Genomic DNA, 15299 nt, shown 5'->3' with positions numbered 1-15299 from the left:
CGTCAGCGTTCGACAGCGGCGTTCCACCGGGGGCGGTCGGGGTCGGCGTCCCACTCCTCCAGCACCGCTGCTCCGGAGGCGACCGGGAAGGTCGTGATCAGGCGCTCGTCGATGCCGTACACGAGCGCGACGGCATCGGTGTCCGTCGGGTCGCCGAGCGCCAGACGCATCCGACCGGACGGGCCGTCGGCAGTCCGTGCCGGTCGTGCGAGCAGGCCCTGCGCGGCCGCCGTCACCCGCGACAGCAGGGACGACGCACGGGCCCACGGGACGAACTCGTCGTCGGGGAGCCCGAACGCGCGCGCGAGCGTTCCGTCCAGCCAGCGGTCGCGCTTCAACCCGTACGGCGTCGGGACCGCCGAGAGCAGGTAGCCGTAGACGTGGAGAAGCCCGGCGTTCCCGACCGGCCATGCCGCTGCGAGGCCGGCGCGCGCATGGAGCGCCTCGAAGAGCGCACGAGGGATCACCGGCCCACCCGTGTGCTCGTCGATGACGGTCGACGCACCCCAGGAGGCGAACCGGCGGGCCGCCGTGTCGTCGTCGATCGCCGCACCCAACCAGGAGTGCTCCTCGAGCACGGCCGAGGGTTCGGTCTCTGCTCGTCGCGCGAGCTCCGTCATCATCACAGCACCACAGCATAGGCGGCTCGTGCGTCGGTGAATTCACCCGCCGTTCACCCGCCATGGTGATTGCGTCCACACTCGCCATACATGATGGACGCAGCGTCCGCAGGAGCGGCCGTGTGAACGAAACGCTCAGAAGGAGCGCCTGTGGCCCCCACCATCCTCTTCGATTTCGACGGCACCCTCGCCCTCGGCGACGGGCCGATCACGGCCTTCGCCCGCGCCATCGCCGAGCGCACCGGCGATTCCGAGTTCGCGATGCGCGCCGAGGCCGCCCTCGCCGCGTTCTCGAACGGCGAGACCGACGCCCGCGACGGCTACGACGCCGTGACCCGGATCGCCCGCGAAGCCGGCGTCGGTGCCGACGTCATCGGCGCGTCCTACGACGACTCGCGCGCTCTGCTCGGCTCGAGCGAGGCGGCGGTCGACTCCCCCGAGGGCCTGCCCGCATTCCTCGAGACGCTGGGCGCCCACGCCCGACTCGTCCTGGCCACGAACGCCCCCGGCGACGGCATCACGGCCCTCCTCCAGTCCTGGGGCGTCGCCGAGGCGTTCGACGCCGTGCACTTCACCGTCGGGAAACCGGCAGGCCTCGTCCCGCTCATCCGCGACGCGCTCGCCGCCGGCCCGGTCCTCGCCGTCGGCGACATCGTCGAGAACGACCTCGCTCCCGCCGCCGAACTGGGCGCCGACACCGCCCTCGTCGGCGCGACCTTCGAGCGCTCGACGGCCACCGCCACGATGCGTGGGCGCTCGCTCGCCGACCTGTACGACCAGATCATCGCGTGGGCCGCAGCCGCATCGCGTCTCCCCGACGCCTCCCCGACCTCCAGTCCCGCTCCGTCCGCCTCCTGATCACCCTCCACCCTCGAAAGGCATCCCGAACATGCGCAAGACCCTGCTCCTCACCGGCGTCGCGGCCGTCGCCGCCCTCGCCCTCGCCGGCTGCAGCCCCGCCGCCTCCTCCCCGTCGGCCACAGGCACGGCGTCCTGGCCCGACTCCATCACCATCTCGCTCGTGCCGTCGGTGGAGGGCGAGGACCTCGCCGAAGCACTCGACCCGCTCACCAGCTATCTCTCGGAGAACCTCGGCATCGAGGTCAACGGCGTCGTCGCGACCGACTACGCCGCGACCGTCGAGGCCCTCGGCAGCGACCAGGCACAGGTCATCATCACCGACGCCGGCTCGCTCTACAACGCGACCGAGCGCTACGACGCGAACCTCGTCCTGCGCGACGTCCGCTTCGGCGCCACCTCGTACGCGTCGGTCGCCTACACGAACAACCCCGACAAGTACTGCGCCGAGGCTCCGGTCATGGTCACCTACGCGGCGAGCGACACCCCGCTCTCGTACTGCAACGGCATCGAGCCCGGCGCCGACGCTGCGACCGGCTCCGGGCCGGCCGCGCTCAAGGCCCTCGACAAGATCTCGAAGGGCACCAAGGTCGCCCTGCAGGCCGCGACCTCGCCCGCCGGGTACCAGTACCCCGTGGTCGCCATGCGTGACGCCGGCATCGACACCGACGCCGACATCACCCAGGTGCCGGTCGAGGGCAACAACAACGCGGTCCTCTCCGTCTACAACGGCGACGCCGAGGTCTCGTTCGGCTACTGGGACGCGCGCACGACCGTCCTCAAGGAGGCGCCCGACGTCGCCGACAAGGTCGTCGCGTTCGCCTATACCGAGATGATCCCCAACGGCGGCGTCGCGGTCTCGAAGTCGCTCCCGGCCGACCTCACGAAGCAGCTCACCACGCTCATGGCGGGCTACGCGGACTCCTCCGATGCGGCGAAGCAGGTCATGTTCGACCTCGTCGGCCTCTCCGGCTGGACCGACAAGACCGCACCGGACGAGATCACCCGCTACGGCGAGATCCTCGACCAGTTCTCGAACTGACCCGCTCCAACCGATCGACCCTCTCCAGGAATCCGGTGCATGAACACTGATCAGCATCGCGCGGAGGCCCGAGCCCAGCTCGCGGCCTCCGCGTCGTGGTCCATCCGTCTCGACGACGTCTCGGTCACCTACCCGAACGGCACGAAGGCGCTCCGCAACGTCTCTCTCGACATCGCCGCCGGGGAGATGGTCTCCGTCGTGGGGCTCTCCGGCTCCGGCAAGTCGACGCTCATCCGCACGATCAACGGCCTCGTGCCGGCGACGAGCGGGACCGTCGCCGTCGGGCCGCACACCGTCACCGGTCTGCGCGGCAGACAGCTCCGTCGGCTGCGCGGGCACGTCGGCATGATCTTCCAGGGCTTCAACCTGGCCGACCGGACGAGCGTGTACCGCAACGTGCTCGTCGGCCGGTTCGCCGGCACCCCGACGTACCGGAACCTCCTCGGCCTGACGACCGCCGCCGACCGGGAGCTCGCCCTGCGCTCGCTCCAGTCGGTCGGCATGCTCGACAAGGTCTGGACCCGCGCGGCGCAACTCTCCGGCGGGCAGAAACAGCGCGTCGCGATCGCCCGCGCCCTCACGCAGCAGCCGAGCGTCATGCTCGCCGACGAGCCCGTCGCGAGTCTCGACCCGCCGACCGCGCACACGGTGATGAACGACCTGCGCCGGGTGAACACCGAGACGGGTCTCACGGTGCTCGTGAACATCCACCTCATGGACCTCGCTCGCACCTACACGACCCGCATGATCGGGCTCCGCGACGGCGAACTCGTCTATGACGGCTCCGCAGCCGACGCGACCGAGGCGGACTTCGAGCGGATCTACGGTCGCCCCATCCAGCCCGACGATCGGCTGGACCGATGACGGCGACCAGGACCGACGTGCAGCTGCCGCCCGGGACCGACTGGCAGCTGCCGCCCAGGCCGAGCACCCGGCTGCGGACCGCGCTCATCATCGGGGCCGTGGCCGCCTTCACGATCGCCACCTGCCTCCCGGCGATCGGCGGCGTACAGCTCGACTTCGGCGCGCTCATCTCCCACTGGGACAACGGCTCCGGTCTGCTCCTCCAGCTCTTCCAACCCGACGTCGCCTTCCTGCCACGGACGGTGCAACCGATGCTCGAGACGCTGCAGATGGCGCTCGTGGGTGCGGTGACCGCTGCGCTGCTGTCCGTCCCGCTGACGCTGTGGGCGGCGGCCCCGACGAACCCGAACGGCCTGTCGCGTCGCATCCTGCGCGCGATCGTCAACGTCGTCCGAGCGGTGCCCGACCTCGTCTACGCGACCATCCTCGTCGCCATGGTCGGCGTCGGTGCGCTGCCCGGCCTCCTGACGCTCTTCCTCTTCGACCTCGGCATCATCGTCAAACTCGTCTCCGAGGCGATCGACTCCGCCGACCACCCGTACATCGAGGCCGGCAAGGCCGCCGGTGGGACGCAGACGCAGATCAACCGCGTCACCGTCCTCCCGCAGGTCTGGCCGCTGTTCGCGAACCAGTGGCTGTACACCCTGGAGCTCAACGTCCGCATCTCCGCCATCCTCGGCATCGTGGGCGCCGGCGGCATCGGTCGGCTGCTCGACGAGCGGCGCGCGTTCTACGCCTACGACGACGTCTCGGTCATCGTCCTCGAGATCCTCGTCGTCGTCGTGCTCATCGAGGTCGCGTCCAACCTGTTGCGGAGGCGACTCGTATGACCGCGACCGATCCGAGCACCGTGCTCCCCCGCCGTCCCTCGCGGCTCGTCCCGACCCTCGCGGCCGTCGCCGTCGGGATCGTCGTCATCGCCGCGACCGCCGGCCTGCCGATCGACTGGCGCGACCTCGGGACCGTCCCGGCGCAGCTCGTGCACTTCGGCGGGCTCATGTTCGAGAGCCCGAACTGGGAGAAGCTCCCGCGGGCCCTCACCGAGATGTGGCGGTCGATCTCGATGGCCTGGATCGGCGCGATCCTCTGCGTCCTCGTCTCGATCCCGCTCGGCATGCTCGCCGCCGGGTCGGTCGGTCCGGTCTGGCTGCGGCTGCCGCTGCGTGGGGTGTTCGCCGTCATCCGCGCGGTCCCGGAGGTGATCATCGCCCTCATCCTGCTCACGATCACCGGACTCACCCCGTTCACGGGCGCGCTGGCGCTCGGGATCGCCGGCATCGGCACCCAGGGGAAATGGGTCTACGAGACGATCGAGTCCGTGCAGGAGGGCGCCTCGGAGGCCGTCCGCGCTGCCGGAGGCGGTACCGCCGAGGTGACGCGCTGGGCGCTCTGGCCCGCCGCCGCACCGGCACTGCTGTCGCTCGCGCTCTACCGGTTCGAGATCAACATCCGCACCTCGGCGGTCCTCGGGCTCGTCGGCGCAGGCGGGATCGGCAGCATGCTGGCGAACTACACCAACTATCGCCAGTGGGATACAGTCGGGATGCTGCTGATCGTGGTGGTCGTCGTGACCATGACGATGGACGCGATCTCGGGTGCCATCCGACGCAGGATCACCCGGGGCCCCGGCATCGCCCGCACCACCCGTACCGCCCTTCCCGCCCGCACGACGAGGAGCCGCAATGTGGACAGGGTCCGCTGACGCCCCGCCGACGGCCAGGATCGCGATGCTCGCGCCGTCGCTCCAACCCAGCGAACGCCGGGTGGCCGAGACGGTGGCCGAGGACATCGAGGCGAGCATCGAGCGCACCGCCCAGGAGGTCGCCGACCTCGCCGGTGTCGGCCGCGCCACGGTCATCCGCACCGCGCAGTCGCTCGGGTACGAGGGCTACCCGCAGCTGCGGGTCGCCCTCACCCGCGAGGTCGCGCTCGGGACACCGACCGCCCGCGACGACGGCGACGACACGATGCTCGGCACCCTCCGCGGGGCCATCGACCACTTCGCCGGTCGCCTCGGCCAGACGACGTCGGCGATGACGGAGGAGACGCTCGAACGGTTCGTCCGCGTGCTCGACGAGGCGCCGAGACTGCTCATCGCGGCGAACGGCCTCTCCTCACCGCTCGGTTCCGATCTGGCGATGCGGCTCATCTCCGCAGGCCGGCCGGCCGAGTACCTGCCCGACACGCTCGGGCAGCAGATCGCGGCCACCCACCTCGGCCCGGGCGCGGCGTGTCTGGTCCTGTCGGGCTCGGGCGCGAACCGGGCGTCCGTCGACGTGGCCGCGGCAGCTCGGGCGAGTGGCGCGACCGTCCTCGCGATCACCTCGTTCCCGCGCTCGGCCGTCGCCGAACTCGCGGATGTCGCGCTCGTGGTCGCTCCCATCGACGCGACCTTCCGGGACGAACTCGTGCACACCTCCCGGGCGGCCATCATGCTCGTGACGGAGTCCGTGGTCGGCCTGCTCGTGGGCCGACGGGGCGATCGTGCGCAGCGCGCCCAGTCGGCGACGCTCGCGGTCATCAGCGGCTCGCTGTCGGACGACGCCTCGGAATGACCCGGCTCGGGCAGACCGGCTCGGACCGGTGCCGGGATCCGCGAGAATGTTCCCCATGCCCCGTCATCGACTGCGTCGTCACCTGGTCACCGCCGTGATCGCGGCCACCGGTTCCCTCCTCGTCCTCACGGGCTGCGCCGGCCCGGCGACGACGCCGACCGCGGACACCGACGCGACACTCCGCGTGGGCCTCGTCCTCGAGCCCTCGGACCTGAACATCCGCACGACCTCCGGCGTCGCACTCGAGCAGGTCCTCATCGACAACGTCTACCAGGGGCTGGTCTCGCGCACGACGGACAACGAGATCGTCGACACCCTCGCCGAGCGCCACGAGGTCAGCGCCGACGGGCTCACCTACACCTTCGTCCTCCGTGACGGCGTGACCTTCCACGACGGCGCTCCACTCACCACCGCCGATGTGGTCGACTCGCTCACGCAGGTCCAGCAGAACGAGGCGTTCGTCGACCACCTCGACCTGGAGCAGCTCCAGAGCATCACGGCGGTCGACGAGCGCACCGTCCGGCTGCAGCTCAGCTCCCCCGACTCCGACCTGCTGTGGGCACTGACGGGTCGTGCGGGGCTCGTCCTCCAGGCCGGGACGGACAACGACCTGTCGACGACGGCGAACGGCACCGGGCCGTTCACGCTCACATCGTGGAAGCAGGGCGACAGCATCACCGTCGAGCGGAACGACGACTACTGGGGCGACGCTCCGAAGGTCCAGGAGGTCGTCTTCAGCTACATCCCCGACGCGTCCTCGGCCGTCAACGCGACCCTCGCCGGCGAGGTCGACGTGCAGATCGGTCTCGACGCGAACCTGCGGGACCAGGTCGAGCGTGCCGACGGCCTGACGATCGTCGAGGGGAAGACCACCGACAAGTACACCCTCGCCTTCAACAACCAGCGCGCGCCCCTGAACGACCCCCTCGTCCGCCAGGCCCTCCGGACGGCGATCGACCACGCCGCCATCGTCGAAGCGGTCGGTGGCGCCGCGGCCCTGCAGTACGGACCGATCCCGGAGCTCGACCCCGGCTACGAGGACCTCAGTGACGTCGTGGGCTACGACCCGGACGCGGCGAAGGCGCTCCTCGCGCAGGCCGGCCAGGAGGACCTCGCGCTCACGCTCACCGTCCCGAACCACTACGGCACCGCCGCGACCAATGTCCTGGTGTCGCAGTTCAAGGCCGTCGGCGTCACCCTCACGGTCGACAGCGTCGAGTTCCCCACCTGGTTGAACGACGTCTACACCAACCACGACTACGACCTCAGTCTCGTGAACCATGTCGAGGCACGCGACTTCCGGCACTGGGCGGACCCGGACTACTACTTCGGCTACGACAACCCGGCGGTGCAGTCGTTGGTCGCCGAGGCGAAGGCCGCGATCGACCCGAAGGTCGCCGACGAACGACTCCGCGAAGCCGCCGCGCTGGTCTCGAAGGACCACGCCGCGGACTGGCTCTACACCGGGATCACCCTCACCGTCGTGCGCGACGGCGTCACCGGCTTCCCCACCGACTTCGTCAGCGAGCACCTCGACCTCCGGGACGTCGCCGTCACCGACTGATCGGCGGCGGGAGGCTAGTCGCGACCGGCGGCGCGCGTGGCGGAGGACACCAGGTCGTCCTTCGGCAACGCCGTGCCGTCCGTGAGGGCCTGCGTCCAGGACGCCGTCGTCGCCACAGCGGCGAAGTTCGAATCCAGCAGCGCCATGAGGGTCGTGTGCACCGTCTTCGCGTCGACGGACCCGGCCGCGTTCTCGAGGTTGATGGCTCCGGTCGCGTCGGAGAGCACCTCGACGTCGATACCGAGTTCTTCGGCGCCTGCTGCCGAGGCGATGACGCAGTTGTTGGTCATGTACCCGACGAGCGTGATGGTGCCGACGCCCTGCTCGCGCAGCCACGCCTCGAGCTCGGTCCCGGCGAAGACCGAACCGTACTGCTTCACGACGCCCTTCCAGGACGGCTGCACCCGGCGGGCGACCTCGGGGTGCAGCTCGAACGCACTCGTGTCCGGATCGAAGACCGGGGCCCCGCTGCCGGATGAGTGCTGGACGACCACGACGGGGACTCCGGCCGTCGTCGCCGCATCGATGGCGTCCGCGATCCGTGAGATCGACTCGTCGCGCGGCGGGTACTGGATCGCGAGCGGACCGGCGAAGTACTCCTGCTGGACGTCGATCAGGATCAGGGCGCGACGGGTCGTGGTCACGGAGAACTCCTCGGTTCGGTGATGGCATCCACACGACGCCGGTTCCATCCTCCCGCGGAAGCGGACGACGCGCGCCACCGATAGTCTCGGCGCATGGGGATCAGGGGTGCGGGGATGCGTTCGGTCGGGATCAGTACGGGACTCGCCGTGATGGTGGCGCTGTCGGCATCGGCGTGCGCGTCATCCGCGACGCCGGACGCGTCGCCGACCTCAGCCGCACCGAGCACCCCGGAGTCGACCGACCTCCTCGCGTGCAGCGACCTCGCATCGCTCGACACCGTCGCCGGCGTCCTCGCCGCTGAACCGGCTGACGTCCTCGAGGCCGTGCAGCCGTCCGACGCCGTGGATCTGGCCGTCCTGACGGCGGCCGGCGGGCTCGCCTGCTCCTGGCGGGTGGGCGCCGGACAGCAGATGATCGGCGATGGAGCGGGCGACTGGGCCTACCTCTCGATCGAGATCCTGCCGGGCGCTGCCGACGACTGGGCGCCGCCCTACGCCGGCGACACACCGTCCGAGGACACGAGGACGATCGCCGGTGTCGAGGCGACCACCTCGTCGGGCGAGACCGGATGGCGCGTGTCCGCTCCCGTCGGCTCGGCCTGGGTCGAGCTGTCGATCACTGCCTCCGGGCTGACCTCGACCGGCAGCCGGTTCGACGGCACGCCGTCGGGCGAGGTCCTCGACAACCTCGCCTCGGCGGCGGAGACCACCTTCTCGACGGTGGAGCCCGCCTCCGAGGCTCAGCTCGCCTGGCCTGCGCTCGCGCCACGCGAGGGCGACGCGAGCTGCGACGGCGGGCTGGACGAGGCCGGGATCGTCTCAGCACTGCAGTACGGCGAGGCCACCACCACCTACACCGTCATCGACCCACGGGCCCAGCCGATCGGCGATCTGGAGGATGCCGCGAGCGCCCGCGTCGGTGCGTTCAGCTGCGAACTCTTCGCTGAGGGTTTCGGGTACACCGACATCCTGGTCGTGCGCGACGGCGCGACGATCATCGACGAGCTGGCAGCCCGGCCCGACATGGCGGCGGCCCTCGAGCCGGTCATCCTCGAGGGCGCGGTCGACGGCGAGTCGGCGTTCGTCGCGCGCCGCATGGACGGTCCGCGGTCGCCGCTCTACCTCACCGTCGGTGAGACGTTCTACGCCGTGAGTTCCGGCGACGGTGCACAGACGGTCGCGGAGGCGATCATCGCCCAGACGCGGTGACGGCCGGCAGCGCGATCACTCGGTGTCGAAACCGCAGGTCTGGATGGTCCAGGCGATGAACGCCTGGTAGTCCGGGTCGGTCGCGGCGCTCTGCACGGCCTGTGACTCGGTGAACCTCGGGTCGAGCCCGACGTCGGAGACGAGGCTGTCGGCCGGGAACTCGGCGAGGATCGCGGCGGTCTCCTCAGCGGAGGTCGCGAAGACCTCGGCGCCGGCTGCGACCTCGGCGCTCACGCCGTCCAGGGGCAGGAGGTCGCGGATCGTCGTGACCTGCGCCTGCACGGCTTCGAGGTCCTCGCCGACGGTGCCCGACTTCGCGGTCGCCGCCGCGCGGTTGGCCGCGCAGAACGCGGTGTAGTCGGCGGGCCCGTCCGCGGCATCGGCGGTCGCCGTGGCGGTGGGGGTCGACGACGGCGCCGCGGAGTCGCGATCCCCGCTGGACGGTGCCGAGCATCCGGCGAGGAGTCCGGCGACGAGGAGCCCGGAGCCCCAGACGAGGGCGAGTCGGCTGCGGTGCGGTGCGGTCATGGACGAGGTCCCCTTCAACGATCTGCGAGTCGGCGCCATCCATGTTGCCGTACCCGCGGGCGGTCCGGAAAGCCCGCTGCGCGGTGCGGAGCGCCATCTCGTATCGTTGATCGACGTGAGCACCTCCCTTCCCACGACCTTCCCGCTGTCCACCGATCGACTCGTCCTCCGCCCGCACGAACCGTCGGACGTGGCCTGGTTGCTCGCGGTCTACGGACGGCCGGACGTCGCCACCTACCTCCTCGACGAGCCGTGGACGGAGGAGGTCGCGCGGACGAAGAGCGCCGAGCGGCTCAAGCGCACCGGCCTGGACAGCCCGTCGCGTGCGCTCGCGCTCATCGTCGAGCACGAGGGTGCGCCGGTGGGCGAGGTCCTGCTCTGGTACACCGACCACGAGCGGGGCGTCGCCGAGATCGGTTGGGTCCTCGACCCGGCACACGGCGGCAAGGGGTTCGCGGGCGAGGCCGTCGGCGCGGTCCTCGACCTCGCGTTCAGCACGCCGGGGATGCACCGGGTCGCCGCGCAGATGGACGGTCGGAACACCGCATCGGCGCGGCTCGCCGAGCGGGTCGGCATGCGGCGCGAGGCCCACCTCCGGCAGGACTGGTGGAACAAGGGCGAGTGGACCGACACGGTCGTCTTCGGCCTGCTGGCGAGCGATCGCGGCTGAGGCCCGTCAGCCGACCTTCCCGACGACCGCACCGCGGTCGTCGGACTCCGTCATCGAACCGATCCCGCGCTGGGGACGGCGTGCACGTCGGTGATGCCACGCTTCGCCAGCGAAGCCGGATCCGCCGCGGTCCGAGACGTCACGACGGTGACTGCCTCGCCCTGTTCACGCAGCTCGTGCCAACGCTCGAACACGACGCCACCCGGTGCGAGGTCGGACCGAGCGATCGGGAGGTCGTGCTCGTCCACATCGACGACGACGCCGACCGTGCGTGCGAGCACCCGGTCCCTCGCGCTGCCGCGCGCGTCCGCGACGAGCTCGGCGAAGCGACGGCCGAGCGGCTTGACCGCGTTGTCCACGTCGAGCAGGCCGAGCGAGTACTCGAGGTCCTTGTAGTCGCCGAGCGACCGGGACACGTCGTGCGAGCACCACCAGGTGATCCCGTACAGACCGGGCGAGGAGAGCGCGGCCTCCACCGTCCGGGCCGCGAACTCCGGCATCTCGGTGTCCGCCAGGTTCATCGACGGAGCACCGACCTCCTGCAGCCACACCTGACGCCCCGAGTCCGTCGCGAACGCCTTCGACAGCTCGATCATCCACTCGGCGTGGCGGACGGACTGCGGGGACAGCCCGCCGTAGCGCTTCGCCGTGCCGTTGAAGATCCAGGAGTGCACGGTCGTGATGTCGCCGAGCCGCGAGGCATGCACCGGGAGGAACGGATGCCCGTCCCGATACCAGAGGTGATCGTTCTCGCTGTGGGTGAGCAGGTGCCGGGGATCAGGGTCGACCGGCGCCTCCAGGAGTCTGGTCAACCAGTGCGCGACCTGATCGCTGTCAGCGGGCATCGCGGCCGGATTCGGTGGCTGGAACTGGTTGAGCTCGTTGCCGAGGGTCAGGCCGATGAGGTTCGGGCGGTCCCGCACGGCGTCGTAGACGGCGGACACGAGCGCGGCCTGCGCGTCGACGGCGGCTTCGTCGACGAACATGTTGCCGTCGTGCCAGTTGACGAGCCAGGCCGGGACGAAGTCGAACCCGGACATGTGCCCCTGGATGACGTCGACGGCGATGTCGAGTCCGAACTCGGCGGCGAGGTCAGCCACGAGCGCGATGTCGTCCAGTGCCTGACGCCGGATGAGCGTTCGGTTCGGTTGCAGCACCGGCCAGAGCGGGAACACCCTGACGTGGTCGAGACCGAGACCGGCCAAGGCCTCGAAGTCACTGCGGACGACGTCGGCGTCGATGCCCATCCACTGGAACATCCAGTCCTTGGAGGGTGTGTAGTTCGCTCCGAAGCGCGGAGTGTGGTCGGTCACGGTGTCACTCGTCCTTCTCGATCGGGGTCTGGTCCGGGGCCTGCGCCCGCGCGGTGGATTCCCGCACGATGAGTCGTCGCGCCGAGACGGTCTGCGAGGCGACCCGCTCGCCGTTCACGAGCCGCTCGAGCAGTTTCACCGCCGTCCTCGCGCTCTCCTCGACGGGAGCGTCGAGCGCGGTGATGCGGGGACGCACGAGGGTCGACACCCACGAGTCCTCCCAGGCGATGACGGAGAGCTGCTCGGGGACCCGGACGCCCAGCTCCGGCGCATGCGCGATGATCTCGGCGGCCATCGCCTCGCTGTCGACGAGCAGTGCCGTGGCCGGGCCGGAACGCCGCAGCACGTCGGCGACGGGATCCTCGGCGGACGGTTCCCAGTGCAGCACCGTCGGCGTCATACCCCGACGTTCCGCAGCCTCCACGAAGCGACGGTCTCGTTCCCTGGAGTGGACGAGGCCCGGAGAATCGCTCACGCGGGAGATCGCGCGGTGACCGAGTGCGGCGAGATGCTCCAGCACCTCCTCGTAGGCCGCGTCGTCGTGCACCGTGACGGCCGGCACGAGATCGTCCACCGGCGCACCGAGGAGGACGGCCGGCGCACCCAGCTCGCGCACCTGCAGGATCCGGGGGTCGTCGTCGCGGACGTCGACGAGCAGGAACGCGTCCACCCGCTGCTCGCTCCACCACTCACGGTAGACGCGCTCCTCGTCGGTGTCCCGCACGAGCGTGAGCGACAACGACCAACCGATGGCTGCGAGGGGCTCGGTGAGACCGGCGATCAGCCGCATGAAGAAGGGGTCGCGCTCGAACGTGTCGCCGGAACGCGTCACGACGAGGCCGAGACTGCGCCCGCCGCGGCCGCTGACCTTGCGACTGGCGTAGTTCGGCCGCCAGTGCAGTTCGTCGGCCGCGCGGCGGATGCGGTCCGCTGTGGCCGTGGACACGTTCGGTCGTCCGTTGAACACGTGCGACACCGCCGACGGGGAGACCCCCGCGCGGGCGGCGACGGCGGCAATGGTCGCGCGAGCCGGTTTCTTGTCGTTCATCGTGTCCGAGAGTAAGGGCTTGACCGGATCTTGTAAAGCGGTATACATTGACCGCACGTTGATGTGTACCGCTACACAAGCGCCACGCGGAGAACACGATCACGTCCCATCCCGACGCACCGCAGCTCTCAGGAGGTCTCATGACCGATGGCATCAGCAGACGTACGTTCCTCGGCACGGTGATCGGGGGCGGGGTGATGATCCCCCTGCTCACGGGATGCGGCCCCCTCGTTCCAGCGTCCGGCATCCCCGGGTCGATCTCGGTGCACACGCAGTTGAGCGGAGCCGTCTCGGGAGCGCAGGTCTTCTCCGATGTCGTGGCCGCCTACTCCCGAGCGACCGACCGCGCCGTCGCCCTCCTGAAGAACGGCTCCGACCTCCCCATCGTCTTCGAGACGAGCTCGCTCGCGGGCAAGGAGGCCGACATCGCCATGGTGAACCTGCAGGGACGCACGCTCTCCTGGACCCGGCTCGGCGCCACGATCCCGGTGGAGGATCTGCTGGACGACTGGGGCCTCCGCGACAAGATCATCCCGGAGGCGCTCGAGGAGTGGACCGACGAGGACGGACACCTCCGCGCGTTCCCCTTCACCCGGACCAACTGGCCGGTGTCGTTCAACACCGGCCTGCTCGCGGAGGCGGGCGTCGACGTGCCGACCACGTCCGACGAACTCATCCTCGTCGCCGACGCCCTGCGGTCGAAGGGCATCGGGCCGGTCACCGTCGGAGGATCGGACTGGAGCGGGCAGAAGCTGTTCCTGCAGATCCTGCAGGGCTTCCTCACGAAGGACGAGGCCACCCGAGCGTTCTCCACCGGCAAGCTCTCCGAGTTCCCCGGAGCCGTCGCCGGCGTCGAGCACTTCGTCGAACTGCGGGATGCCGGCGTGTTCGTCGACAACGTGCAGGGGTACACCTCCGACTCGGAGCTCACGCAGTTCAACACCCGGAAGGCCGCGATCGTGCCGGCGATGTCGTCCGCCCTCGCCCTCGTCCCCGCGGAGCGTGCAGCCGAGGTGACCGTCGGCGGATGGCCGACACCCTCGCAGGGAGGCGTCGTCGACCATCCGACCGTCATCCAGAGCTACAACGGACACGGCATCTGGATCAGCGCGAACGGCGCGGAGAAGCTCGAGCTGCTGAAGCCCTTCATCCAGAACCTCTACTCCCCCGAGGTCACGAGCGAGTTCATCCTCGGCTCCGGTCGCGACATGAACCGGATCACGGACGTCGTGAGCACCGACTTCCCCCTCGTCGCGCAGGCCTCGCAGCTCACCACCGATCAGGTGACCCCGGTCATGCTGCCCGATCTGCTCATCCCCGATGCGGTCTTCGAACCGATGATCCGGGTGACCGCGATGGCCTATGGCTCCGCGAACGCCGACCAGATCATCGACCGGTTCGAGCAGGCCTACGACGCGGCCTGAGGGCCCGAAAGGACATCATGACCGTGCTCGAAGTCACCCCCACGACGGGACGACCCGTCTCCGCCCGACCACCTGGCGCTCGTCCGCGTCGCTCTCCGCTCCGGGAGCGCTTCCCCGGCCTCGCCCTCCCGGCGCTCATCTGGTACGCGGTCTTCATGATCGGGCCGGTCGTCGCGATCTTCGTGATCGCCTTCCTACGCTGGCCGGGGATGCTCGAGACCCCGTCGTTCGCGGGCCTGGACAACTTCAGCGTCGTCTTCGCGGACGCCACCTTCTGGGCCGCCCTCGGCAACTCCGCCGTCCAGATCGTCGTCGGACTCCCGATCATGATCGTGCTGGCCTTCCTCCTCGCCTTCTACGTCGTCCAGAAGCCCCGTGGGCACCGCGTCCTGCGGTACATCCTGTTCATCCCTGCGCTGATCTCGGCGCCGGCGACGGCCATGGTGTTCTACGCCATGCTCAACCCGGACGGACTCGTCAACGGCCTGCTCGCGCCGCTCGGCCTGGCGGGCAACGCCTGGCTGGCCGACCCGTCGACCGCGCTCGGCGCCATCATCGCCGTGGAGCTGTGGAGCGGCATCGGCTACTCGGCCGTGCTCATCGCCGCCCGTCTCGACGGCGTCGACACGGAGATCGTGCAGGCGGCCCGCGTGGACGGCGCCTCCGACTGGCGCATCGCCTGGCGCATGTACTGGCCCATCGCCCGCGACTTCATCGGCGTGGTCACCATGCTCCAGTTCCTGTCGCTGCTGTTCAACTCGGCGCAGACGGTCCTCCTCCTCACCCAGGGCGGTCCGGGCACCTCGACCATGACGCTGTCGTACCTCATCTACAGCAAGGCGTTCGTCGAGACGGACCTCGGCTACAGCCAGGCGGTCGGTGTGGTCCTGTTCGTCCTCGGGCTGCTCGGCATGTGGCTCATCCGCCGGACCCTGCGCGCCACCCACTGATCGGATCAAG

Annotated in this window: 16 protein-coding genes; 11 read left to right on the top strand and 5 right to left on the bottom strand. The window is 70.2% G+C overall.

The window, feature by feature from the left end:
- Positions 1-2 precede the first annotated feature (2 nt).
- The gene (locus tag RWN05_RS14160; protein ID WP_314140004.1) at positions 3-620 is read right to left on the bottom strand and encodes an amino acid deaminase; all 618 of its coding nucleotides are present in this window, start codon (positions 618-620) and stop codon (positions 3-5) included.
- A 150-nt stretch (positions 621-770) separates the two neighbouring features.
- On the opposite strand from RWN05_RS14160, the gene RWN05_RS14155 reads away from it, so the two are divergent.
- From RWN05_RS14155 to RWN05_RS14125, 7 genes are read left to right on the top strand one after another with little or no spacing between them, the layout of a single operon-like run.
- A complete protein-coding gene (locus RWN05_RS14155) occupies positions 771-1478 on the top strand; it encodes an HAD family hydrolase (RefSeq protein WP_314140003.1) in 708 nt (235 codons plus the stop codon).
- A 31-nt stretch (positions 1479-1509) separates the two neighbouring features.
- A complete protein-coding gene (gene phnD / locus RWN05_RS14150; RefSeq protein ID WP_079002964.1) occupies positions 1510-2520 on the top strand; it encodes a phosphate/phosphite/phosphonate ABC transporter substrate-binding protein in 1011 nt (336 codons plus the stop codon).
- Between the two features lie 39 nt (positions 2521-2559).
- Positions 2560-3384, top strand: a complete 825-nt coding sequence (gene phnC, locus RWN05_RS14145; protein WP_071259130.1) for a phosphonate ABC transporter ATP-binding protein — start codon at positions 2560-2562, stop codon at positions 3382-3384.
- A complete protein-coding gene (gene phnE / locus RWN05_RS14140) occupies positions 3381-4214 on the top strand; it encodes a phosphonate ABC transporter, permease protein PhnE (RefSeq protein ID WP_314140000.1) in 834 nt (277 codons plus the stop codon). Before phnC ends, phnE (RWN05_RS14140) begins: the two co-directional genes overlap by 4 nt.
- Positions 4211-5086 (top strand): phosphonate ABC transporter, permease protein PhnE, encoded by an 876-nt coding sequence (phnE, locus tag RWN05_RS14135; RefSeq protein WP_079002966.1) that lies wholly within the window; start codon positions 4211-4213, stop codon positions 5084-5086. The genes phnE (RWN05_RS14140) and phnE (RWN05_RS14135) overlap by 4 nt, the downstream gene beginning before the upstream one ends.
- Positions 5067-5939 (top strand): MurR/RpiR family transcriptional regulator, encoded by an 873-nt coding sequence (locus RWN05_RS14130; protein WP_314139998.1) that lies wholly within the window; start codon positions 5067-5069, stop codon positions 5937-5939. The genes phnE (RWN05_RS14135) and RWN05_RS14130 overlap by 20 nt, the downstream gene beginning before the upstream one ends.
- 55 nt (positions 5940-5994) lie before the next feature.
- Positions 5995-7503, top strand: coding sequence for an ABC transporter substrate-binding protein (locus tag RWN05_RS14125; RefSeq protein ID WP_314139997.1), 1509 nt, complete (start codon positions 5995-5997; stop codon positions 7501-7503).
- Positions 7504-7517: 14 nt separating this feature from the next.
- Here RWN05_RS14125 and RWN05_RS14120 read toward each other — a convergent pair whose 3' ends face one another.
- Positions 7518-8147, bottom strand: coding sequence for an isochorismatase family protein (locus tag RWN05_RS14120; protein WP_314139996.1), 630 nt, complete (start codon positions 8145-8147; stop codon positions 7518-7520).
- 93 nt (positions 8148-8240) lie between these two features.
- Between RWN05_RS14120 and RWN05_RS14115 the strand changes: the two genes are divergently transcribed.
- Entirely contained in the window at positions 8241-9356 is a 1116-nt protein-coding gene (locus RWN05_RS14115) for a hypothetical protein (protein WP_314139995.1), read from the top strand.
- 15 nt (positions 9357-9371) lie between these two features.
- Here the strand turns inward: RWN05_RS14115 and RWN05_RS14110 are convergent, their stop codons facing one another.
- Entirely contained in the window at positions 9372-9884 is a 513-nt protein-coding gene (locus tag RWN05_RS14110; protein ID WP_082915949.1) for a hypothetical protein, read from the bottom strand.
- Positions 9885-9999: 115 nt separating this feature from the next.
- On the opposite strand from RWN05_RS14110, the gene RWN05_RS14105 reads away from it, so the two are divergent.
- Positions 10000-10554, top strand: a complete 555-nt coding sequence (locus RWN05_RS14105) for a GNAT family protein (RefSeq protein ID WP_314139993.1) — start codon at positions 10000-10002, stop codon at positions 10552-10554.
- 50 nt (positions 10555-10604) lie between these two features.
- Here RWN05_RS14105 and RWN05_RS14100 read toward each other — a convergent pair whose 3' ends face one another.
- Together RWN05_RS14100 and RWN05_RS14095 are read right to left on the bottom strand one after the other, a co-directional pair.
- Positions 10605-11867: a glycosyl hydrolase gene (locus RWN05_RS14100; RefSeq protein WP_314139992.1), complete on the bottom strand. Its 1263-nt coding sequence runs from the start codon at positions 11865-11867 to the stop codon at positions 10605-10607.
- Positions 11868-11871: 4 nt separating this feature from the next.
- Positions 11872-12915, bottom strand: coding sequence for a LacI family DNA-binding transcriptional regulator (locus RWN05_RS14095; protein WP_071259110.1), 1044 nt, complete (start codon positions 12913-12915; stop codon positions 11872-11874).
- Positions 12916-13055: 140 nt separating this feature from the next.
- Between RWN05_RS14095 and RWN05_RS14090 the strand changes: the two genes are divergently transcribed.
- Together RWN05_RS14090 and RWN05_RS14085 are read left to right on the top strand one after the other, a co-directional pair.
- A complete protein-coding gene (locus RWN05_RS14090; RefSeq protein ID WP_314139991.1) occupies positions 13056-14339 on the top strand; it encodes an ABC transporter substrate-binding protein in 1284 nt (427 codons plus the stop codon).
- 17 nt (positions 14340-14356) lie between these two features.
- Complete coding sequence (locus RWN05_RS14085) at positions 14357-15289, top strand: sugar ABC transporter permease (protein ID WP_314139990.1); 933 nt, start codon at positions 14357-14359, stop codon at positions 15287-15289.
- Positions 15290-15299: the final 10 nt, after the last annotated feature.

Source organism: uncultured Plantibacter sp., assembly GCF_963518075.1.
GTDB lineage: Bacteria > Actinomycetota > Actinomycetes > Actinomycetales > Microbacteriaceae > Plantibacter > Plantibacter flavus_A.
Note: the sequence above shows the minus strand (reverse complement) of the source record. Positions and strands in the feature narration are given on the sequence as shown.